The 23,268-nt window shown below is 45.6% G+C and carries 20 protein-coding genes and 1 pseudogene; 19 read left to right on the top strand and 2 right to left on the bottom strand.

Going from position 1 to position 23,268, the window contains the following annotated elements; translation table 11 throughout:
* Positions 1-256: 256 nt before the first annotated feature.
* The 3 genes from DBR43_RS31875 to DBR43_RS31885 are packed head-to-tail and all read left to right on the top strand — an operon-like array spanning position 257 to position 2,775.
* Positions 257-724 carry a DinB family protein gene (locus DBR43_RS31875; protein WP_124587403.1) on the top strand — a complete coding sequence of 156 codons (468 nt, stop codon included), beginning with the start codon at positions 257-259 and terminating at the stop codon, positions 722-724.
* Between the two features lie 9 nt (positions 725-733).
* Positions 734-1,369 carry a M23 family metallopeptidase gene (locus DBR43_RS31880; protein WP_124587404.1) on the top strand — a complete coding sequence of 212 codons (636 nt, stop codon included), beginning with the start codon at positions 734-736 and terminating at the stop codon, positions 1,367-1,369.
* Positions 1,370-1,401: 32 nt separating this feature from the next.
* A complete protein-coding gene (locus DBR43_RS31885) occupies positions 1,402-2,775 on the top strand; it encodes an NAD-dependent succinate-semialdehyde dehydrogenase (protein ID WP_124587405.1) in 1,374 nt (457 codons plus the stop codon).
* 10 nt (positions 2,776-2,785) lie between these two features.
* Here the strand turns inward: DBR43_RS31885 and DBR43_RS31890 are convergent, their stop codons facing one another.
* Complete coding sequence (locus DBR43_RS31890) at positions 2,786-3,217, bottom strand: hypothetical protein (protein ID WP_124587406.1); 432 nt, start codon at positions 3,215-3,217, stop codon at positions 2,786-2,788.
* A 113-nt stretch (positions 3,218-3,330) separates the two neighbouring features.
* Positions 3,331-3,990 (bottom strand): YEATS-associated helix-containing protein, encoded by a 660-nt coding sequence (locus DBR43_RS31895; RefSeq protein WP_124587407.1) that lies wholly within the window; start codon positions 3,988-3,990, stop codon positions 3,331-3,333.
* A gap of 549 nt (positions 3,991-4,539) precedes the next feature.
* On the opposite strand from DBR43_RS31895, the gene DBR43_RS31900 reads away from it, so the two are divergent.
* The 16 genes and pseudogenes from DBR43_RS31900 (at position 4,540) to DBR43_RS31975 (ending at position 23,263) form a co-directional block, all read left to right on the top strand.
* Positions 4,540-5,298, top strand: a complete 759-nt coding sequence (locus DBR43_RS31900; RefSeq protein WP_124587408.1) for a polysaccharide biosynthesis/export family protein — start codon at positions 4,540-4,542, stop codon at positions 5,296-5,298.
* Positions 5,299-5,330: 32 nt separating this feature from the next.
* Entirely contained in the window at positions 5,331-7,640 is a 2,310-nt protein-coding gene (locus DBR43_RS31905; RefSeq protein WP_124587409.1) for a GumC family protein, read from the top strand.
* A gap of 93 nt (positions 7,641-7,733) precedes the next feature.
* Positions 7,734-8,273: a UpxY family transcription antiterminator gene (locus tag DBR43_RS31910; RefSeq protein WP_233603302.1), complete on the top strand. Its 540-nt coding sequence runs from the start codon at positions 7,734-7,736 to the stop codon at positions 8,271-8,273.
* An 11-nt stretch (positions 8,274-8,284) separates the two neighbouring features.
* Positions 8,285-9,271 (top strand): acyltransferase family protein, encoded by a 987-nt coding sequence (locus DBR43_RS31915; protein WP_124587411.1) that lies wholly within the window; start codon positions 8,285-8,287, stop codon positions 9,269-9,271.
* Entirely contained in the window at positions 9,262-10,704 is a 1,443-nt protein-coding gene (locus DBR43_RS31920; RefSeq protein ID WP_124587412.1) for a lipopolysaccharide biosynthesis protein, read from the top strand. Before DBR43_RS31915 ends, DBR43_RS31920 begins: the two co-directional genes overlap by 10 nt.
* Positions 10,701-11,864, top strand: a complete 1,164-nt coding sequence (locus DBR43_RS31925; RefSeq protein ID WP_124587413.1) for a DegT/DnrJ/EryC1/StrS family aminotransferase — start codon at positions 10,701-10,703, stop codon at positions 11,862-11,864. The genes DBR43_RS31920 and DBR43_RS31925 overlap by 4 nt, the downstream gene beginning before the upstream one ends.
* Positions 11,865-11,875: 11 nt before the next feature.
* Entirely contained in the window at positions 11,876-12,733 is an 858-nt protein-coding gene (locus DBR43_RS31930) for a glycosyltransferase family 2 protein (protein ID WP_124587414.1), read from the top strand.
* On the top strand, positions 12,727-13,845 hold the full coding sequence (locus tag DBR43_RS31935) for a glycosyltransferase family 4 protein (RefSeq protein WP_124587415.1): 1,119 nt from the start codon (positions 12,727-12,729) through the stop codon (positions 13,843-13,845). The genes DBR43_RS31930 and DBR43_RS31935 overlap by 7 nt, the downstream gene beginning before the upstream one ends.
* 12 nt (positions 13,846-13,857) lie before the next feature.
* On the top strand, positions 13,858-15,096 hold the full coding sequence (locus DBR43_RS31940; protein WP_124587416.1) for a DegT/DnrJ/EryC1/StrS family aminotransferase: 1,239 nt from the start codon (positions 13,858-13,860) through the stop codon (positions 15,094-15,096).
* A gap of 11 nt (positions 15,097-15,107) precedes the next feature.
* Positions 15,108-15,710 (top strand): sugar transferase, encoded by a 603-nt coding sequence (locus DBR43_RS31945; RefSeq protein WP_124587417.1) that lies wholly within the window; start codon positions 15,108-15,110, stop codon positions 15,708-15,710.
* Positions 15,711-15,740: 30 nt separating this feature from the next.
* The gene (locus DBR43_RS31950; RefSeq protein ID WP_124587418.1) at positions 15,741-16,823 is read left to right on the top strand and encodes a glycosyltransferase; all 1,083 of its coding nucleotides are present in this window, start codon (positions 15,741-15,743) and stop codon (positions 16,821-16,823) included.
* A gap of 6 nt (positions 16,824-16,829) precedes the next feature.
* The gene (locus tag DBR43_RS31955; protein WP_124587419.1) at positions 16,830-18,089 is read left to right on the top strand and encodes an O-antigen ligase family protein; all 1,260 of its coding nucleotides are present in this window, start codon (positions 16,830-16,832) and stop codon (positions 18,087-18,089) included.
* Between the two features lie 4 nt (positions 18,090-18,093).
* Positions 18,094-19,260: a glycosyltransferase family 4 protein gene (locus tag DBR43_RS31960; protein WP_124587420.1), complete on the top strand. Its 1,167-nt coding sequence runs from the start codon at positions 18,094-18,096 to the stop codon at positions 19,258-19,260.
* Positions 19,257-20,333, top strand: a complete 1,077-nt coding sequence (locus tag DBR43_RS31965; RefSeq protein ID WP_124587421.1) for a glycosyltransferase — start codon at positions 19,257-19,259, stop codon at positions 20,331-20,333. Before DBR43_RS31960 ends, DBR43_RS31965 begins: the two co-directional genes overlap by 4 nt.
* A 21-nt stretch (positions 20,334-20,354) precedes the next feature.
* The gene (gene asnB, locus DBR43_RS31970; RefSeq protein WP_124587422.1) at positions 20,355-22,211 is read left to right on the top strand and encodes an asparagine synthase (glutamine-hydrolyzing); all 1,857 of its coding nucleotides are present in this window, start codon (positions 20,355-20,357) and stop codon (positions 22,209-22,211) included.
* Positions 22,208-23,263, top strand: a pseudogene (locus DBR43_RS31975) (NAD-dependent epimerase/dehydratase family protein). Before asnB ends, DBR43_RS31975 begins: the two are co-directional and overlap by 4 nt.
* Positions 23,264-23,268: the final 5 nt, after the last annotated feature.

Below are 23,268 nucleotides of genomic sequence, written 5' to 3' on the forward strand. Positions count from 1 at the left end.
GTCCGGGGCTTACATATCAGTACCAAGGCATTCCGAACGCTGGAAAAAGAATACCAGGTGCCGAAAAACAAATTTGATCAGCTCCCAGAAAAACCAGTCTAAACCCAGCTAAATCTTTCTGCTCCGGCTATAAACATGGCTAAAATTTAATTCATGATATTATTTCAGGGAATAGAGCGCTAAAATCAGAAAATAACTATCTTTCAAAATAATTATAGTTACCAATTTTTGATTTTAACCATTATACCCCATCCTCATGTCCAACGAAAGTTTCCCTCAGGTAACTACGCTTAAAAAATTAAGGGTTGCAGTATTAAAAACTGTAGAACAATTGACTCCCGGGCAGTTAAATAAAGTTCCCGATGGCTTTAACAACAACATCATCTGGAATGTCGCACATTTGATCGCCAGTCAGCAGAACCTTTGCTATATAAAAGCAGGACAGGAAGCCCTGGTTCCTGAGTCATTCATTCAGGCCTACAAACCGGGTTCAAAACCGGAAAAAGAAGTCTCAGCAGCAGAAATTGAAGACATAAAAGCCCTCTTGCTCAGCACAACGACAGAACTGGAAAACGATCTTAAAGCACATCATTTTGATCAGTACACCCCATGGGTAAACAGTATGGGTCTGGAATTAAACAACATCAACGACATCATCAATTACCTGCCGCTTCATGAAAGCATGCATTTAGGATATATTCTCGCATTGAAGCGCCTCATTTAATCAAAGCACATGAAATTATTATTGTTACCCATGTTACTTTTATGGCTGGCTCCCGACCAGCCCATGACCATTGAACGCGATAAAGACAGATGGAAACCTTATTACATAGATACCGCACCCGCAGCAGTTGCAACGACCTGGTATCTTCCTTTTGATGTAGCCAACCGTAAAGACCCTAAACAGCTTAAAGTGGTCAGCATTTTCGGAGATCACCGCGACAGTTACCTGAAAGGGCATGTACATACCGCAATAGACATCAATCCTTTAAAACCCAAAAGCAAACTGGTGAGCGTTTATCCAATGGCAAAGGGTATTGTTTGCTCGGTACACCTGGGCGAAAACCAGAGAACGGTAGTCCTGAAACATAAATTACCCGATGGTAAATTCATATTTACCTCTTACAAACACCTAAAAGAAGTATATGTGAACCAGGGACAGCAGGTAGATGAGAATGTAAAGATCGCCCGCTTGTTTACCCCTGCAGAATCAAAGAAATATGGTGGTGATTACCATCATTTGCACCTGGAAATCCGGAAAAGTTTTGACGATTATGGGTGTGCCAGCTGGTTAACCATGAATAAAAAACAACTGGACCTCCGTTTTTTCAACCCACTTGTTTTTATTAAAGAAAACCTGAAGCCATAATAACTGTTATCTTATGACCAATAACATTTAAAATGAGCATTCTTTCCATCAATCCTACCAACGGTAAATTAATCAAATCCTACAAAGAAGATTCCGAAAAGCAAATTTCCGGGAAAATCGAAAAAGCACATAAAGCCTGGCTGAAATGGAAGAACACCTCCTTTTCAACCCGTGCAGACTTGTTAAAAAATGCGGCTTCTATCCTGTTGGCAAGAAAACAGGAACTGGCCACATTGATGGCTAAAGAAATGGGGAAACCCATTCCTGCCGGGATTGCCGAGATCGAGAAATGTGCTGCAGTATGTGATTATTATGCCGCAAACGGAGCAGAATTCCTGAAAGACGAAACGATAAAAACCGAAGCCTCCGAAAGCTATGTCAGCTACCAGCCCTTAGGCCTGGTACTGGCGGTAATGCCATGGAATTTCCCTTTCTGGCAACTCTTCCGTTTTCTGGCCCCGGCATTAATGGCCGGAAATGCAGGATTGCTAAAACATGCCTCTAATGTAACCGGATGTGCGCTTGCTATTGAGGAAGTCATTATCGAAGCAGGTTTCCCAAAAGACATCTTCCGGGTTTTGGTCATCAACAGCAAATTTGTAAAACAGGTGATTGCCCATCCTTTGGTAAAAGCTGTTACCCTAACCGGAAGCACAGAAGCGGGCAAACAGGTTGCCCAGCAGGCAGGATCTTATCTAAAAAAGACGGTCCTGGAATTGGGCGGAAGCGACCCCTACCTGGTATTGGCTGATGCAGACCTGGAACAAGCCGCAGAAATCTGTATGCAAAGCAGGCTGATCAATAATGGCCAAAGCTGTATTGCTGCAAAAAGATTTATCCTTGTAAAGGAAATTGAAAAAGAGTTTACCCGGATCTTTCTGGAAAAAATGCAGTCGAAGGTTACAGGTGATCCTTTTGATGCGGATACCGACCTCGGCCCGATGGCAAGGATAGACCTGAGAGATGAACTCCACCAACAGGTAAAGGCTAATATCAAAGCCGGGGCAAAGTGTATTCTTGGCGGTGAAATTCCGGATTTTAAAGGCAAACATGCTTACTATACACCTACTGTACTGTCGGGAATCAGGAAGGACATGCCCGGTTATGAAGAAGAAATTTTTGGTCCTGTGGCCTTGATGTTCTCTGCAAAGAATGAAGAAGAAGCCATCAGAATTGCCAACGACAGCCCCTTTGGTCTGGGTGCGGCAGTATTCACTTCCAATGTGAAACGTGGAGAAGAAATCGCGGCCAAAAGCTTAAATGCAGGTTCCTGTTTCGTAAACTCACTGGTAAAGTCTGATCCAAGGTTACCATTTGGGGGGATCAACCAAAGCGGCTATGGAAGAGAGCTCAGCGCATTTGGCATCAGGGAATTTGTAAACATCAAAACGGTTTATGTAAAATAAAACATTCTTTTCAGGTTTCGTTCCAACGTGGGAGATGTCCATAAATCCCTCTGTAGATCTGGAGGATTTTTGATTTAATAGTTGCAGGAAGATCGTGGTTCTTTTCGTCAGAAGTCACATACCAATGGACGTGCAGTGCTTCAATGTCTTCAATCATCAATTGAACCGGCCAGGAATTTTTACGTTCAATTTCTCCGAACTGGAAGCCATTCAACAGGTTTTCCCTGAGGTCATCTGCAATGTCCCTGGGGTCTTTTACTGCGTCTTTTTTTTCCGGTGGACCTGATTTATTGATGTAAACCAACTCCACCCTTCCCTTGCTCAACGCATACACCAGATATAGGCCATACTTATTTTTGGGAACATTACAGACCTCTACCAAACTGTCTGTGGACTGGAAAAAGAAACTTCCCTGTTTATATTTACTCAGTTCATCAAACATAAATTCAAAAGTTTAGACAAAGGATCAGTTTTTTAGTGTAATCCTAATATAAAAAATTTGAACTCATATTACAAATTAAGATCGATGCAGGAAAAGATAAATTGACAGAAGGATCAGCTTCCGGTTAAGGTATAAAGCATGTGCCCTCTTTTATTGAATTTGGTCCGCAGCTTTCCTTCTTCCACCAAGGCCGACAAGGTATCTTTAACCAGGATACGGTCCAGTTTCAATTCTGATGCAATTCCCGAACCGGAGCGGTAAAGGTATTTTCGGTTCGTAAAGGTACTCAGCACTTTATCTTCATCCGTCAGGTCTTTGGCCTTAAAAACTGCGGAAAGTGCTGCCACCCCATCCTGTTCTTCTTCGCTAAGTGATTCTTCTACGGCCTCCAGTTTTTCAATCGCCTCAGCTGCCTTATCCATCGCCCGATTGGCATTGGCCTCCGCCTTCATCACTTTTTCATATAAACCCTCGATGAAACGTTTTGACAGCACTGCGGCAAGCAAACAAAAGCCTGCTAACACAAAGTAATTCTTATCGAAAACCTCATCTTCCGGTTTAGCAAGGATATCACTGGAAATGGTGGTCAGAAATAAAGGCACCATAAGTGAAGCGGTAACCCCAAGGATCAACGATTTTCCCATCAGGAATCCCTTTCCGGATGTTGCTGTACTTCCGCCTTCATCGGAAAGAATAAAGTAATTGGAGAGTCCTCCAAGTAATCCTGACCCCAACATGATCAGGATTAAAATAACATAATGGTTATACTGCATAATTTAAAGTTTTTTGATTTGACCCTATTTCAGATTTTATAAGCCGGCTCCCCCTTTTACCGGCTGTTACATTTATAAAAAAGAAATACAACACTAAGCTAAATAGCAGTAACGGGTTAAACAAATTTCTTTTAAACAAATTTTTATTCAAAAAATCAAATTATTGTTTACATAAACACCATACAGCACATTGTATAAAAATATTTTTCATTTTCATTTCTTCTGACAGCGGAAGCGATCAATTCCCTGGTTCCGGTTATAACTTTCCAGCTTTGCTCAACAAAATCCCAAAAAACCAATTTTCTGACAGAAAAACTGACAAAACAGACTCCGGCCTCTCCCGTTCCGGCTCTTCTTTCTGTACATCATTCCTGTAAAACACTGTAAATCGGCTGCACAGCTGCCCCCTAATTCTGTCAAATCACCTGACCATTTTTGACAGTTTACCTGCAACATTCTGAGATCAGATTCTTCTGATTTATAAATACATAACTTTAATTCACCTTATAGAAAGGATATTATTTATTAAAGAATAACCGCCGTATCATCATGAAAAAACTACAACGCTCACTGGTCCTATTCGCATTGGCATTATGCGCATGCACACCACAAAGAAACCTGGTTTATTTCAGCAACCTGTCTGAACTTTCCAAAAGTCAGATCCGGACGTATGAATCAGAAATCAAGATTCAGAAGAACGATTTATTGAGCATCTCTGTGAATAGCTTAAACACAGAATCCAATATCTTATTTGCCAGCAGTACCGGGACGGCAGATGCCGATGGCAGCAATAAAAGATCAGGGTTCAAAGTAGACAATAGCGGCATGGTGACCCTTCCTGTAACAGGGAGTTTGAAAGTGGAAGGCTTACGCATTGAGGAAGCTCAGAAGCTGATCACCCAGGAGCTGAACAAGTTCGTTAAATCTCCCGTTGTAGATGTGCAGCTCCTTAATTTCAAGATCACGGTAATTGGGGAAGTCAACAAACCCGCTTCCTTCACTGTTCCCGGCGAACAGATTAACCTGCTCGAAGCTTTGGGAATGGCTGGAGACATGACGGTTTATGGCAAACGGGAAAACGTACTTGTGATCCGCGAAACCAACGGAGAGCGCAATATGGTCCGCTTAAACCTCAACAAACAGGAAGTCTTCCAGTCGCCATATTTTCATTTGAAACAGAATGATGTCATTTATGTAGAACCGGACAAATCGAAAGAGAAAGAATTCAGTCCGAATAACCGTGCACTGCCCATTGTCACGGCCTGTATCTCCGCAGTCGCCGTCCTCGTTACCGCCTTAATCAGGTAAACCACATCTCCAAAAACGTAAAATCAATCACCATGACTACCAACCATAGAATGACGGGCCTGTCGGAAGACATGAAGGAATCGGTAATGCAATACCTGAGGTACTGGTATGCTTTTCTGATCGCTATTGTAATCAGTATGGCCGCAGCCTTCTTTTACCTGAGCACCGTTACCCCAAAATATAAAATCAGCAGCACCTTATTAATGCAGGACGACAAAAAAGGGGATGGTGAACTCAAAGGAACCGCTTTCAGCGACCTGAACATGTTCCATACCGACAAAAAAGTAGACAATGAAATGGAAGTCCTGCGTTCCAGGGAACTGATCTACAAAGTACTCAAAAGCCTCTCTCTGGAAACCTCCTACTTCAGGAAAGAAGGCTTGAAAGACAAAGAACTTTATGCAAATACATTACCCTTTAAGGTAACCGTCATTGCACTCAGTCCGCTGGCCTATACCAAGACCTTAACCATAGAGCCGCTAAACCAAACCAGCTTTGTCCTCCGCGACAAAAAGGAGCATTGGATTTATGAATACGGAAAAGAAATCAGGAAAGCAGGATATGCATTCAGGGTTCAGAAAGGCCCTGCGGCCTGGAAGAACACAACTCCTGTCCGGATTAAATTCAACAATATGTACACCATGACCGAAGCCTACAGTCAGACCAGGCTCAGTGTACTGCCCATCATCAAAGACGCCAATACCGTGGTGGTGAGCCTTGAAGACCCCATTCCTCAGCGTGGAATCGACATTCTGACCACATTAATAAAGACCTATAACGATGAGAATGTGACCAAGAAAAACATCATTGCGGTCAACACCATCAATTTTATTGACAAACGGCTGGCCTACCTGAGCCGGGACCTTTCGAATGTGGAACAGGATGTAGAAAGCTACAAACAGGACAACATGGTGACCGATGTGAGTGCCGATGCGCAAATCAATATGGTCAAATCCGGAGAATACCGTCAAATGTTGTCTAATGCAGAAGTGCAGCTCCGCGTGATCGAATCCCTGGAAAAATACCTCGGACAGCACAACAATCAATTTAAAATGGTGCCCAGTTCCCTCAGCATCAACAACATTACACTGAACGAACTGACCAGCAAATTCAACGCCCTGCAACAGGAACGGAACAGAATGCTGCGCACCTCGAATGCCAATAACCCTTTGGTTTTGAACCTCACCGATCAGCTCATTACCCTGAAATCCAATATTGAAGAAAACCTGCACAACATTAAACAGGGTATTTTGATTGAAAGAAATAACCTGAGCGCTATGGCCTCCCAGTTCAGCAGCAAAATCCATTCTGCACCAGCCGTGGAAAGGGGTTTACTCGAAAGGAGCCGTGAACAGGCGGTAAAGATGAGCCTGTACCGGTACCTGCTTCAAAAAAGAGAAGAAACCACACTTTCTCTTTCCGGAACTGTACCTACTTCACAGGTCATCGATAAACCCGCCTACCATTCCATTCCGGTATCGCCCAAAAAGCAGCTGATCTACCTCTTTGCCTTTCTCCTTGGATGCCTTGTTCCTGCAGCAAGCATTTACGGGAAACAACTCCTCAACAATAAGGTCAAAGATGCGAAAGACATTGAACTCTTAACCGGTGTCAGGCTGCTCGGTGTGCTCAGTCATCTCAATAAAAATGAGAACAAAGTGATGGAAAATAACAGCCGTTCCACCATGTCGGAATTGTTCAGGTACATCCGCAGCAACCTTCATTTTATGAACTCCGGAATGCCCAATCAGGTGTTGCTCGTTACTTCCTGCATGAAAGCAGAAGGAAAAACCTTTTTCAGCCTGAACCTCGGCCTTACGCTTGCCTCCGTCAACAAACGGGTGGTGATTCTGGAATTTGACTTACGGAAGCCCGACCTCCTTGAAAAAATGAAAATGAAAAAAGGCATTGGGATCAGCGATTACCTCGAGCAGAAAGACCTGGAAATAGAAGACATTATTCAGCAGTCGGAACACAGCCCTAACCTTTCGGTGATCGATTGCGGTAAGCTCCCTGAAAATCCTGCAGAAACGATGATGCACCCAAGGATAGGCAAAATGATCGAGGCCCTGAAGGCAAAATTTGACTATGTCATCATTGACACTGCACCCGTCGGACTGGTTGCGGATGCCTTTAGCCTCGCCTCTTATACCGATGCCAGTATTTACCTCGTGAGGTACAACTATACAGACAAACTTCAGCTGAATATTCTGAGGGATATCTATGATCATAAAAAGTTAAACAATCCTATGGTTGTGCTTAACGATACAAAAAACGAGAACAAACGCAATTATGGCTACGCCGGATACGGTTATGGCTATGGATTACAACTGAACAACTAATACCCAAAACATTGCCCTTTTCTGCCCGACAAAACCCACTCATGTGACTGAGGTAGCGAAGCTATGCCCTTTTCTCAACAAAACGCCTTCATTATGAAACAACAATGGTTAGTGATTTATACCCGTCCGAGATGGGAGAAAAAAGTAGACCGCCTTTTGCAAATGCAGGGAATTGAATCCTACTGTCCGGTTAGAAAGGTAATCAGCCAGTGGACAGACCGGAAAAAGGCTGTCGAGCTTCCGCTTTTCAGCTCCTATGTGTTTGTCCGCATCAATGAACGCGAAGAATATAAGGTCCGCCAGACTTTGGGGGTGCTCAACTTCGTCTATTACATGGCCAAACCTGCGGTAATCCGTGATCAGGTGATCGAAAAGGTGAAACATTATACCCGGCACTGTACGGATGCAGAAGTGGTCAGCTTACGTGAAATCAGTACCGGCGACAGGATTCGGGTTAAAAACGGTCTTTTTTTCAACCAAGAAGGTACCGTCATTAAGGTTCAGGGCAAAAACGTCATCATGGTCTTTGATCACCTGGATTGCGCACTGCTGAGCAATATCCCGGTCAGCGATGTGATGTTGAGCAGTAATAATGCCGCAGCTCTTCCTTCAAACACATTTATCCGCCATTAACCTGAATTCCGATGAAACACCTTAGGCTAAGAATCACAGAATTAGACGGATTAAGAGGGATTGCTGCGCTCGCCGTAGTGCTGTATCATTATACCACCCGCTTTGGGCAGAAGTTCGACAGCAAGCTGACCACGAGCCTCTGGGAATTCGAATACGGCCGTTATGGCGTAGACCTGTTCTTCATCATCAGCGGCTTTGTCATCTTCATGACGATAGAAAAGCTGAAGCATCCCGGAGAATTCATCTACAAACGCTTTATCCGGCTTTATCCCACTTTCTGGTTCTGCATGGTCCTCACGTTTTTCCTCATGAAATACTTTGGCCCGGCGCTTTTGAAGCGGAGTACCGAAGAGCTGCTCATCAACATCAGCATGGTTCCTTCGTTATTTGGAACCCGGGCAATTGACGGCGTCTACTGGTCTTTGCTCATTGAATTGTGTTTTTATGGTTTTATGCTGCTGTTGCTCCTGCTGCAGCTGGTTCCGAAAATGAAATATGTTGGCCTGGCATTCCTCCTTTTCTACTTTGGGGTTTGTTTCTGGCATAAATACCATCCCGAATTGTATTACGGCAGTTTATTCCTGATGGGCATTGGCTTTTACAAGATCTGGAAGGGCGACAAAAGCTGGTTCTGGCATTTTCAAATCTTTATTTCGCTTTTGCTCAGCTTATATTCCCCGCATCGCCTTGATTTTATAGTTACCGCACTGCTTTGTGCCTTGTTTTACCTCTTTGTGTACCGGCAGGCTGGTTTCCTCCGCTTCCGTCCACTGGTTTTTATCGGAGAGATCTCTTATGCGCTGTACCTGATTCACCAGCATATCGGTCATACCATACAATTGTGGCTCATCCGGGAAGGAATTACCAATTATTACCTGCTGTTGCTCTGGCCCATTTTCATCATGGTCCTGGTGGCCTATCTGATTACCACCTGGTTTGAAAAACCGGTGATTGCCTACCTCAGCAAGGTTGGAAAAAAGACTTCTTTATGGAACTAAAGAAAAAGACCATTTCCGGTGTATTCTGGTCGCTGGGACAACAGTTCAGTATCAAGATTGTGGGCTTTGTCATCACCATCCTGCTGGCCAGAATCCTCGCCCCTGCAGAATTCGGACTGATTGCAATGCTGTCTGTCTTTATCTCCGTAGGCCATGTACTGATGGACAGCGGCTTAACCTCTTCCCTCATCAGGACGAGGGAAGCAGATCAGAAAGACTATTCGACGGTGTTTTTTGTGAACCTCTGCGGAAGTATCCTCATCTATTTCTTCCTGTTCTTCATTGCTCCCCTGGTGGCGCAGTTTTACCGGCAGGAAGTGCTCAGCGCAGTGCTGAGGGTGTACGGCCTGATCATTATATTAAACGCCTTTTTTGCGGTTCAGAATACGATCCTGACCAAGGAGATGAACTTTCAGAAGCAAACCAATATCCAGATTCCGTCGGCCATCGCGGGGGGATTGCTGGGCGTGATCCTGGCAAAGATGGGCTATGGCGTCTGGAGCCTGGTCTGGATGAACCTTTTTACCGCCATCTGCTCTACTCTGATGCATTGGATGACCTCAGCCTGGCGACCATCATGGGCCATTGACCGGGAGAAGTTAAAATATCATTTTGGATTTGGTTATAAAGTTGCCCTTTCCAGCATCATTGACAGCATTCATCAGAATATTTATGTGCTGATCATCGGGAAGTTTTATTCCGTTACCGCATTGGGCTATTACTCCAGAGCGGAGGCCATCAGTCAGCTGCCGGTTTCCAACATCTCTTACGCCATCAATAAGGTGACCTATCCGATGTTTTCCGAGATCTCAGACAACAATGGCCAGCTGAAGACGGTCTATAGAAAAATCATGCAGCAGGTGATATTCTGGAATGCCCCGGCATTGATCTTCCTGAGCATCATAGCCGAGCCTTTGTTCCGCTTTATGCTGACAGAGAAATGGCTTCCCGCAGTACCTTATTTTCAGATTCTTTGTATCGCCGGGATCATGTATCCCCTGCATGCCTATAACCTGAATATCCTGAAAGTAAAGGGAAGAAGCGACCTCCTGCTGAAGCTCGAGCTCATCAAGAAAACCATCAGCCTGATCGGCATCCTCAGCGTGATCCGCTTTGGGATCTATGGCCTGTTATACTTCCAGCTGCTGTTTAACTTTTTAGGGTATTATATCAATTCCAATTACAGCGGCAAACTCATCAATTACCCGACCATGGAACAGGTAGCAGACCTGTTGCCCATCCTTGGAATGGCCGCAATCACTGGACTGTGCTGCTATTTCCTGGATGCTTACCTCGCCGGATCCTTACAAATGAAGGATTGGTCAAGGATGCTCCTGAGCGGCTTATTTTACGCCCTGAGCTACCTCTTTATGAGCAACCTGTTCCGGCTTACTGCAATAACAGATTTCAAACAACTAATCGCTAAAAAATGATTCCGGTAACTAAACCATTTCTTCCAAAGGCAGAAGATTTTAAACGCTATGTAGACAACATCTGGGAACGCCAGTGGCTGACCAACAATGGCCCCCTCCTGAACGAACTGGAGCTGAAACTTCAGGAATACCTGGGCATCAAACACCTGCTATATGTATCCAACGGTACGATTGCCATTCAGCTTGCCATCAAAGCACTTGGCATTCAGGGCGAGGTCATCACCACCCCATTCTCCTATGTCGCCACTACGAGCAGTATCGTCTGGGAAGGTTGTACCCCTGTATATGTAGACATCGATCCCGAGACTTTCAACATCGATCCTGCTAAAATTGAAGCCGCCATTACGCCGGAAACAACCGCCATTCTCGCCACACATGTCTATGGAAATCCATGCGACATTGATGCCATACAAGCCATTGCCGACAAGCATCAGCTGAAAGTGATCTATGATGCAGCCCATTGTTTCGGCACGACCTATAAAAACAAATCCGTGTTTGCCTATGGCGACATCAGTACCGTCAGCTTTCATGCCACCAAACTATTTCATACCGTTGAGGGCGGTGCGGTATTTACCAAAAATCCTAAACTACTGAAAATCATGGCTGGCATGCGCAATTTCGGCCACAATGGGCCTGAATCCTTCTCCGGACCAGGTATCAATGCTAAAAACTGTGAATTCCGCGCGGCGATGGGGCTTTGTAACCTGAAGCATATTGAAGAGATTCTGGACACCAGGAGAAAGCTTTCCTACCATTACTTCAAAAGGTTAAAAAACATCAAAGGGAAATTCCCGAAGCTGAATGAAGACATGGACTATAATTTCGCTTATTTCCCGGTTCTTTTTGATACAGAGGTCCTCATGCAGCAATGTATGAAAAAGCTGGAAGGCGCAAATATCTATTGCCGGAGGTATTTCTACCCTTCCCTCTCCAGTCTGCCTTATGTGAACCAAACCCCGGTGCCGGTATGCGATGATGTCGTGAAACGCATTCTTTGCCTGCCGCTCTACCATACCCTCACCACTGCAGATCTCGACCTCATCTGCAGGTTGATCATGAGGGTTCAAAACTACCAGGAGCCGGTACTGCTGAAGCGAAAGGAAATCAAAACCAACCCATCCGACAATAACCTTCAAAAAATCAATGGTCATACTTTTTAACCCGAACCGATATGGAACCTCAGTCAGAAATTATGGTCAGCATTTGCTGCATCACCTATAATCATGAAAAATACATCGCCCAGACCATAGACAGCTTTTTAATGCAGGATTGCAATTTCAAATTTGAAATCATCATTGGTGAAGACCATTCTACCGACAATACCAGAAACATCCTGGAATATTACCAGCGCAAGCATCCGGACATCATCCACATTGTGACTTCCGACAGCAATGTAGGTTCCATCAAAAACCAGTTGCGTACGATGAATGTGGCCAGTGGAAAATACATTGCCATGTGCGACGGGGATGATTTCTGGACCGATGCCTTTAAACTGCAAAAGCAGGTAGATTTTTTGGAAAGTCATCCGGAATACATCATCTGCTGTCATTATACCCGGGTGATCAATGATTACGATCAGACGGTCTATATGCACCCGACTCCGGTGAGCATGGAATTCAGCTATGAAGACCTGCTGCTCGGCAGAAGGGATGAGACGAGAATCTGTTCCCTGATGGTTAGAAACAGCCGGGAAGTACGGGAGATCGGATTGAAGAAATGGTATTACCAGACATACGGTTCGGATACCCTGTTCAAATTACACGCCATCAGTACCGGGAAGAAGATTTATGTTATCCCCCAGGTGATGGCCTGCTACCGCCTTCATACCGGAGGAATCTGGAGCATGATCGATCCTAAAATCAGGAAATCAAGAATGGTCAGTGATTTCAACCTGATGATCCGCAATTTCAAATGCTCTTCCCTTCAAAAAAGGGCGCTTTTGAAAATCTACCTGCGCCAGTATTTTTTTTTTGACCTCCGCTATTTCAAGTTTAACAAAGCCATTAAAACCATTACCGCATTATGGTAACGGAATCTCCTGAAAAACTACTTTTTGCCATCAGTTCCCTTCGTGGTGGTGGTGCGGAAAGGGTCATTTCCAACCTCGCCAATTACTATGATGCGGCAGGTTTTCAAGTGAGCATCGTTTGCCTGAATGCCTCAAGGCCAGCCTATTTTTTGTCGGAGGGGATCAAGGTCATTTCACTCGTCAACACCCCGAGAAAAACAGGACTTTTCTTTAGGATCTGGTATGCCGGTCTTTCCTTTTTCCGGCTCCGGAATTTCCTGAAAAAGGAAAGACCGGAATGTGCCATCTCTTTTATGACTTCGGCGAATCTCTGGACCGGGTTGACCTGCCTGTCTTTAAACATCCCCTACCTCGTTTCCGAGCGCATTACGCCAGACTATACCCTGAACCGGCTTAACCCCGTACTGAAATGGCTTTCTTTCGCGGTTTACAAACGTGCAAAGGCGGTTGTACTTCCCTCCAGGGGAATGATTGAAGGCTTCAGGAAGCGAAGTCCCTTTAAGAAGCTCAGCAATTTCGAGGTGATCAACAACCCGATAAACGAATTTCCCATCCCTTCAAAGGAGCCTGTCTATCCCGCCAGGTTTATCCTTGCCGCCGGCAGGTTGAGTCCGCAAAAAGGATTTGACCTGCTCATTGCGGCTTTCAGAAGAGTAGAAGAAAAAAGCGTACACCTGCTGATTTCCGGTGAAGGGGAACAGCGGGCAGCCCTGGAAGAACAAATCAGCGCACTCGGTTTAAGTCAGCGTGTAAAACTCATCGGCTTCCGGGAAAACATGCAGGATTATTACCGTCAGGCAGAGCTGTTTGTCCTCTCTTCGAGGAATGAAGGTTATCCCAACGCCCTGCTGGAGGCCATGAGCATGGGTACGGCCTGTATCGCCACCGATTGCGAATATGGTCCTTCAGACATCCTGGAAAGCGGGAAAAACGGCCTTCTCATCAGACCAGGAAACATCTATCAAATGGCATCTGCCATAAAAATGGTCCTCGACGACCCCATCCTGAGGGCAAAGATTGCCCTCCATGCCAAACGAATCAATGAAACCAACTCTCTCGCCAACACTTCGGCCAAATGGCTGGAGCTGATCCGCAGGAGTACTAAACACTAAACCTATAAAACTATGAACATCTCATTCTCACCTCCGTTTATTGATCAAAATGTAATTGATGAAGTGGTTGACACCCTGGAATCAAGATGGATTACCTCTGGCCCGAAAGTGAAAGCGCTCGAAGCAGAAATGATCGAACTGACCGGGTCCAAAGCCACAGTATGTGTAAATTCCTGGACTTCAGGGGCCATCATGATGCTGAAATGGTTTGGCATTAAGGAGGGAGATGAGGTCATTATACCCGCCTATTCCTATTGCGCCACTGCTTTATGCGTATTGCATTGTGGTGCAAAACCAGTGATGGTTGATATTTCCGACGACCTTACCATAGACCCTGCGGAGATCAGGAAAGCCATCAGTCATAAGACCAAAGCCATCATTACCGTAGACCTTGCCGGATTGCCCTGCGATTACCAGGCCATCAATGCCCTGATCAACGAGGCGGAGATTCGGGAACAATTTATCCCTGCAACAGAAAAACAACGTGCTTTGGGAAGGATTTTACTCATTGCAGATGCAGCCCATTCTATCGGTGCCTGTTATGGCGGTAAATCTGCAGCATTGGCCAGCGACATTACCATTTATTCCTTCCATGCCGTGAAGAACATCACCACCGCTGAAGGCGGCTGCATCTGTCTGAACCTGCCGGAACAGTTTAACCACGATGCGGAATACGGATTTTTAAAAGTATTTGCCCTGAACGGACAAAATAAGGATGCCTACGCCAAATCCAGGGGAGCCAACTGGAAATACGACATCCTTTACCAGGGTTTAAAAATCAATATGCCAGACATTTGTGCCGCTGTAGGCCTTGCCCAGATCAGGCAATATAAAGACCTGCTCCTGCCATCAAGAAAGCACATTGCACTCAAGTATTGTCACCATTTCAATGCCTACAGCTGGTTTACCGCTCCCGTATTGAAAGACAGTACCCGGGAATCATCTTACCATATTTTCCCTTTAAGGATAAAGGGCATTTCCGAAGAACAGAGAGATCAGATTATTGAACAGCTCGTTGCACTCGGAATCGTTGTCAATGTTCATTTCATTCCCATGCCCATGCTCAGCTATTTCAAAGAGACCGGATACCGGATCGAAGATTATCCCAACAGCTATAAACAATACGCTTCTGAGATCTCCCTGCCCATTTATCCGCAGCTTAGCATTGAGGAGGTCGATTACATCATCGAATCAGTGATCAATACCGTGCAGCTTCATCTCGGCATTTCTCCTTTGAAAACAACCGCTTAAACCGATGGATCATGGACCCTAAACGAATTTTCGACCTCCTGCTTTCGCTCGGCGCGCTGATCCTGCTCAGTCCCCTGTTTATCTTCATCTCCATTTGGGTAAAGCTGGATTCCAAAGGCAGTATCTTTTACAGTCAGACCCGTGTGGGAAGGAAAAAAGTCTGTTTTAAGCTCATCAAGTTCAGAACCATGTGCGGTGGTGCCGACAAACAAGGCCTGCTTACTGTTGGCGACCATGACTGCCGCATTACAAGGGCTGGGTACTGGCTCCGGAAATATAAGATCGATGAGCTTCCGCAACTGCTGAACATCCTCATGGGCGAGATGAGCTTCGTTGGCCCCAGGCCGGAAGTCAGCAAATACGTGGCCCTGTACAACCCCGCACAGCAAAGGGTCCTGAGCGTAAGGCCGGGAATTACAGACTGGGCTTCCATTGAATACATTGATGAAAGTGAGCTCCTGGCCAGGGCCAGTGATCCCGAACACTTTTACCGTACCGACATCATTCCGAAGAAACTCAAACAAGGACTGAAATACATTGACCATAAAAGCCTCTGGACCGACCTGCACATCATCCTTATGACCTTGAAATGCATTGTCCTGAAACACCATTAAACCTTCCATCCCCTCCATCTGCAGACCATCATGAAAACACTAAAAATCCTGGACTGGCCTTCTCAAAGGTTCTTTTCAGAAACACATCCTTTCCATAAATGGCGACGGGAACTGAGAGAAAGCGGGATACAACTGGAATTCCATACCGACCATACCAGCAGTAAACTCCGGCATGCCGATTTCCTGCTCATCCATTCCAGATACTTTATGAATGGCTGGCAGGACATCTATAAACGAACACCTGAAAATGAATACCAATTGCTCCTGTTCCTGTCGGAATTAAAGAAAACCGTTGGCAAGCTCATCTGGTTTGATGCCGCTGATTCCAGCGGCTCCAGCGATTTTCCCATCATCGACTTTGTAGATGTTTTCCTGAAGAAACAAGTCTTGAAAGACAAGCGCTATTATACCGAAAAACACAGCGGTAACGACCTGAGGATCTGGCTGAACAACCAAAAACTAAAAACTGACATCACCGAATTTAAACCCTGTCCGAAAGACCAGCTGCACAAGGTAAAGCTTGGCTGGAACATCGGGCTTAACGACTACCGCTATTTCGGCTACAAAATGGGCAGGCTCAGCAATTACCTCAGCTATTACCTCTATCCCACCAGGTTTAGCAAGGTGGCCAAAGAACGGCCTTTTGACCTGACCTTCAGGGGAAGCATCCACCATGGGAAGGACCTTAAAAATACCATCTCCTATCAGCGGAACAGGGTTCTTGAGCTCTTTGATTCCATGAACATGAACATCGCCAGCGGCCCGGCCATCTCTAAATTCCGTTACTGGAAGGAAATGAGAAAGGCCAAGCTGAGCATCAGTCCTTTTGGCTGGGGAGAAATCTGTTACCGGGATTTTGAAACTTTTATTGCAGGTGCGATCCTCGTTAAACCATCTATGGAACACCTGGAAACTTATCCCCAGCTGTTTATTCCGCAGGAAACCTATATCCCCCTTCGCTGGGATATGGAAGACCTGGAAGAAAAACTGGATTTCGCGATTGCCCAGTATTCCTATTATCAGCAGATCGCAGAAAACGGACAGGAACGCTACCGAAGCGCCATCAACGACGGCGACAGCTTTATCCATTCCATCCTCCAAATACTCAACTAAGGAAACATGAAATATCTGATCTTTTTATTTGTTGCACTCTACCTCTATTCCGTTTCCTATGGCATTTTCTTAACGGAAATGATCAGGATTCCTGCGCCCTTATTGTTTTGCCTGCCGCTCATCACTTTGTTTAAAGAAGACCGGATCAGCTTCCTTTACGGCCCCCAGCTTCTGGCCATCTGGACCGGCACCTTTCTATACGATATGGTTGGCCTGTCAGACCATAAAGTATTCATGTCCAATGTCATTAACATCAGCATCTGCGCCTTGTATTTCAACTACTTTACCGGCACAAACAGGACGAGGTTTAAGGTGTCCATCTATGTATTTTATGGCCTGCTGCTGTTTTCAGCATTGGTGCTTGTGCTCAATCCTTTCTATCCTGAAAAGATCAATGCCCTCCGGTCTTTGCTCATGGGCGAACAGGTGATCCAGAGCCCTTCCGGCATTGCCATTTACCAGTTTAACTTTGGTTACCAGCTGGCAGCGCTTGTTCCCTTTCTTTTCATTTACAGCTATGTCTATAAAAAGCATTTGCTCATTAAGGCTGCCATTTTGCTCAGCTGCCTTATTTTTATTTACCTCGGCATGCAGCGTTCGGTTTTTATCGGCTTTTTAGCTGCTTCGTTCCTGTTCTTATGGGCTTATTACAGATACAAGGCCCTCGTTATTGTCGTCCTGGGGGTAGCTGCAGGCCTGATCCTCTATACTTTTGTCCTCAAAGACAATTTCGACAGCTATAACAATATCCTCAGCAAAAACGAACAAAGTGCTTCAGAGTACGACCGAACCACCCTGACTGCCGAAAACCTGAGGATCTGTGCAGAATACCCCTATGGCTTAATCTTTTACGGAAAAACCTGGGGAGATGTCATTTACCGGAACCAGGTATTTTCTTCGGGAATTACCTCCCATAATGCCTACCTCATGTTCCTTACTTACCTTGGGCCAATCCTCGGAATAGGTCTGCTCATTGCCTTGTATTACAAGGTGCTCCGCATCGCGATCAGGGCATTGCGGGAAGTGAGGAAAAAAGAAAATGCAATGATGGTTTGCCTTTGCGGGGCTTTTCTTGCGGTTTCCATCAATTCCTTATCTCATAACTCCTGGCTGCTCAGTGGAAACGGGCCTACCTTTTTCCTCTATTTCGCGATTCTACACCTTGATTTTTTAAACGGGAAAACAACGCCGCAAGTAGAAGAAGAATTTGCAGCAGAGCAACAAAGCATATACACAGGTCGCTACATCGCGCTTCAACACCCATAAAAAAATGGCATCAAAAATTAAAGTAATGCACCTGATTGGTTCTTTAACCAAGGGTGGCGCAGAGCGCTTTGTAGTTGACCTCTGTAACGAACTCGCGAAAGACGAGCGGTACGAAGTGACCCTGTTGTCGCTTCGCAGCAATGACCTGGAAAAGGGTTTCAGAAAAGAAATCCAGGACAAGGTCAGGTATATCTCCTTTGAAAAAGGTCCCGGGATCAATTTCATGGTCATGTCCAGGCTTACGGCCTGGCTCAAGACCGAAAAGCCGGATTTTCTGCATACCCATTTAAACGGATTTGAATACCTGGCCCTGTATTTTTTAGGGAATTCAGGCACCCGTTTTTTTCATACCCTGCATAACATTGCCCCAAAGGAATGTCCCAGTTACCTTGCCAGGATTTTCCGGAAGGCCTATTATAAAAAGAACAAGGTACAGGCCATTACCATCTCCGAAGATGTAAAACAGACCTTTCAGGAATGCTATGGCCTTGGCAACGACATTTTAATTCCCAATGGCCGTCCGGATTTGGTCCAGACACCAGCCTACAAAGAAGTATTTAAAGAACATCGTTTAGGTACCGACACCTTTCTGCTCGTGCATGTTGCCAGGATTGCCAGGCAGAAGAACCAGGAATTACTCATCAAAGCTGTCCAGCAGTTCAATGCCACAGAAGTCAAAAAATGCAGGTTGTTGCTCATTGGGGAAGCCAAAAATGAGCAATTGCAGCAGAAGCTCCAGCGCATGGCTTCCGGAGATCCGCTCATTTGCTTTCTGGGTGGCAAATACAATGTGGTCGATTACCTATCCCTGGCCGATGCTTTTTGTTTGTCCAGCTTTTATGAAGGCATGCCGATTTCCATTATTGAGGCCTTTTCTGTGGGATGTATTCCCGTCTGCACCCCTGTTAGCGGCATCAAGAACATGATCAGGCATGGTCATAATGGCTTTCTCAGTAAGGACAAAAGTGTAGACAGTTACTGCAGGGCGATTAAGGAGGCCTTATACCACCCTGATAAGGAGCTGATTCGCTACAAAGCTAAACAGAGCTTCAGGCTCAACTACCATATTTCCATCACTGCCCGCAATTACAGCAAAGCCTATCAGCGGCAGCTGCCTCAACTGCAGGCCTTGCATCATTTAACCATTCCCCCATTAAAAGCATCCATATGAACACAGTGACCAGTCCTAAGAAACGCGTGCTCTTCATCAGTCCTTCTTTGAGCAAAGGAGGTGCGGAAACACAACTGCTCAAAGTTGCCGAATTCCTGAATGCCAATGATTATGAAGTGATGATCATTTCATTAAAGCCGATTAATGAGTTCGACCGGGACTTTTCAAAAATGGGGATTAGGGTAGCCTATTTGAAAAGCTGGTTTGGCCGGCCGGCACACAATTGGATGCAGCTAAAAAAACTGATCCGGGATTTCGGGCCGGCGCATGTTGTCGCCTTTATGTTCATTGCCATCCTATTTGCGAGGATGCTGAAACTGAGCATGGATTTCAAATTGATTTCTTCGATCAGAACCTCGGTGATCAACAGGAAATGGTACCTCCCCTATAAGTTATCCATCGGTATGGACGATGCGCTCGTCTTTAATTCCAAAGCATCTAAAGACAATTTTGAGCGCCTGAAGCTCGCTAAAAAGGGAGGTTTGGTGATCCACAATGCGATTTCCATTCCTGATTTAAGTAGTATTTATTGTCGGCCGAGAGCGGTTTTCACCTGGGTTTGCGTGGCACATTTCCGCTGGAACAAAGATTATGTGACCCTTTTTGAAGCGATTGCCCTGCTTAAACCAGGAGCATTCCGGCTGGAGATCATCGGCGAATTAAACGAGGAAACCTGGCCGCACCGCATGATTCTTGACCTGGGCATACAAAATTACGTACGGATCCTGGGCTTCAGGCAAAACACCTCTGAATACTTGAAGGCTGCCGATGCTTTTGTGCTTTCCTCTCATTATGAAGGGATGCCGAATGCCATTCTGGAAGCCATGGCCCATGGAAAGCCGGTTGTCGTGACGGCGATCGACTGCAATAAAGAGTTCATTGAAAAGGCAAAATGCGGGATGCTTTCTGAGCCTTTAAATGCCAGAAGCCTTGCAGATCAAATGAAAAAGATGATGGACCTGAGCCCAACGGGGCGATATGTACTCGGTCAGAACGGAAAAAAATACATCCAGTCACATTTCAGCGAGCAGCAGATCTTAAATCAATGGATGGAACTGATTGTCAATACATAGCATAAAAAACAATAAGAAATTATGTGCGGAATATTTGGAACAATAAATTATGAAATTCCGGTAGATCAGCAAGAGATCTTCCAGGGCTTATGGCACCGCGGCCCTGATGAGCAGGACCGGCAAAGCATCGACAACCTCCACCTGTACCATACCCGTCTGGCCATTCAGGACCTGAGTGCTTCGGGAAGACAGCCCATGGAATACAACGGTTTAATGATCGTGTTCAATGGTGAGATTTACAACCACCTCCAACTGCGGGAGAAATACGGACTGGAATCGGCCTCCAATTCAGATACCAGAACCATTTTGATGATGTATGAACTCATGGGCATGAAAATGCTGGAAGAGTTCGACGGCATGTTTGCCTTTGCTTTGTATGACCTTAAAAACCGGATGCTTTACCTCGCCAGAGACCGTGCCGGCAAGAAACCCCTGTTCATTTACCGAAAAGGAAAGACCTGGATGTTTTCCTCCGAGCTCAATATCTTAGCACAGATTGCCCAACCGGAGATTGACCATGCTGCCCTCTCCGATTACCTCTATCTCGGTTATCATTACCGGAAATCGACCCCTTACCTTCATGTTTCAGAACTCGAGAACGGGCACTATTTAAAACTTGACCCGCAAAGCATGAAAGAACAGGACCTGACCTGGTTTAACATGGAAGAAGGCTATAAAAAGGAAAGTAAGCTCAACCATGCAGACTCGGTTGCACAGCTGGATCAGCTGCTGCAACTTGCTGTTCAGCGCAGGATGGACAGTTCTGACCTCGATGTCGGCTCCTTTTTAAGCGGCGGAATAGACAGCGGCCTAGTCACTGCAATCGCTGCAAAACATGCCAAACGCCTCAACACATTTACCGTCCGTGTTCCCGGGAGTTATGATGAATCCGGGCTGGCAGCGAAAGTGGCCAAAAGCTATGGCACCAACCATGCCGTCGTAGACATTGATTTTTCCAACCTGCAGGACGACATAGAAAGCATTCTAAGCGGTCATGGGGAACCCAATTGCGACAACTCCGCCATCCCCAGCTATTATGTAGCCAGGGCCGCAAAACAACACACTACCGTGGTCCTGAATGGTGATGGGGCCGATGAATTGTTTGGCGGCTACCGCCGTTATGTTCCTTTCCGGCATTTAGACTTCTTTCAGCCCAATAACCTGACGAAAATCAGCGCAAAGATCCTCGCCGGCATCCTGCCCATTGCGAACGAAAAGCAGAGTTATTATACTTATTTATACCGTTTACTGAAATTCGCAAGCTATACCGATGTTGTAAAGATCTACTGTTCTGCCTCTTCTGATTTATTTGTTGGCTTTGAAGACCAGTTTCTAAGGAGGCCGCTGATGAAAGAGATTTCTGCAGACCTGCTTGCCATCAACAAACTCCCCCTCAGCGCATTGAACAAGATTTTGCTGATGGACTTCCAGTCAATGTTATTCAGTCGCCTGTTGCCCAAGATGGACATTGCCACGATGACACATTCCCTGGAAGGGCGGAGTCCATTTTTATCAAAAGAGCTTCTGGAATTTGCGCCCGGCCTGCCCGATCATTTCAAGATTCACAATGTGACCACTAAATCCATTCTCCGGGACCTCGCTGTAAATTATTTACCCGAAGAGCTGATCAACCAGCCGAAAAGGGGATTTGAGATTCCCCTCCGCAAATGGGTAGATGAGGAACTCAAAACTGTCATCAACGACTACCTGCTCGCGAAGGACACCCTTTATTCCAGGATCATCAAAAAAAGTTTCATTGAAGACCTGATTGCAAAAAAGATCAGGGTTTCGGACGAAAGAAGGGCAAAAATGCTTTTCTGTGTGTTCGGCCTTGAGGTATGGTATAAAAAACTCATTCAAAAAAACAACAGACTATGAGAGTATTAGTAACCGGAACAGCCGGATTTATAGGGTTCTACATGGCCAAGGCTTTATTGGAGCGTGGCGATGAAGTGATCGGGATCGACAACATCAATGACTATTATGAGGTCAGTCTGAAATATGCGCGCCTGGCAGAAATGGGAATTGAGGCCACTGAGATTCCTTATGCAAAACCTATAGACAGCGATAAATATGGTCAGTATACCTTTATCAAACTCGACATCTGCGATACACTTGGCATGCAGAGCCTCTTTGAGACCTATGAATTTGAAGCCGTCTGTCACCTTGCCGCACAGGCTGGCGTGCGCTATAGTTTAACCAATCCTGATGCCTATATTGATTCCAACATCAAAGGCTTTTTAAATGTGCTGGAATGTTGCCGTTACAACCGGATCAGGCAGCTCCTGTATGCCAGTTCTTCCAGTGTATACGGCTTAAACAAAGAAATGCCCTTCTCTACCGACCAGCAGACCGACCTTCCGGTCTCCTTATACGCCGCGTCCAAGAAAAGCAATGAGCTCATGGCACATGCCTACAGCCACCTGTTCCGGATTCCCGCTACCGGTCTTCGGTTTTTTACCGTTTATGGCCCCTGAGGCAGACCGGACATGGCATTATTCCTTTTCACCAAAGCTATTACTGAAGGCAAAGCCATTCAGGTCTTTAACAATGGTCAGATGAAAAGGGATTTCACCTATATCGACGACATTATTTCCCGGATGCTCTTCATTCTCGACCGGCCGCAGGCTCCGGAAAGCCCTGTCCCACACCGGGTTTTTAACATCGGCAGAGGGGCTCCGGTAAGCCTCAGTGATTTCATTCAGGAGATTGAGAAAAACCTGAATGTCCCGGCAAAACGGGAATACTTACCCATGCAGGACGGCGATGTCCTGGCCACCTGGGCCGAGATTGGGGAACTGGAGGCCTTATGTCCGCTTCAATCCTGGGTTTCGGTGGAAGATGGCGTACGAAACTTCGTGAGCTGGTACCGGGAATTTTATCAAAAAGAGAACGGTCAGGTTGAGGCAGCAATACCTTTTAAACATTAAATCAT

The organism is Pedobacter sp. KBW06 (assembly GCF_003852525.1).
Taxonomy (GTDB): domain Bacteria; phylum Bacteroidota; class Bacteroidia; order Sphingobacteriales; family Sphingobacteriaceae; genus Pedobacter.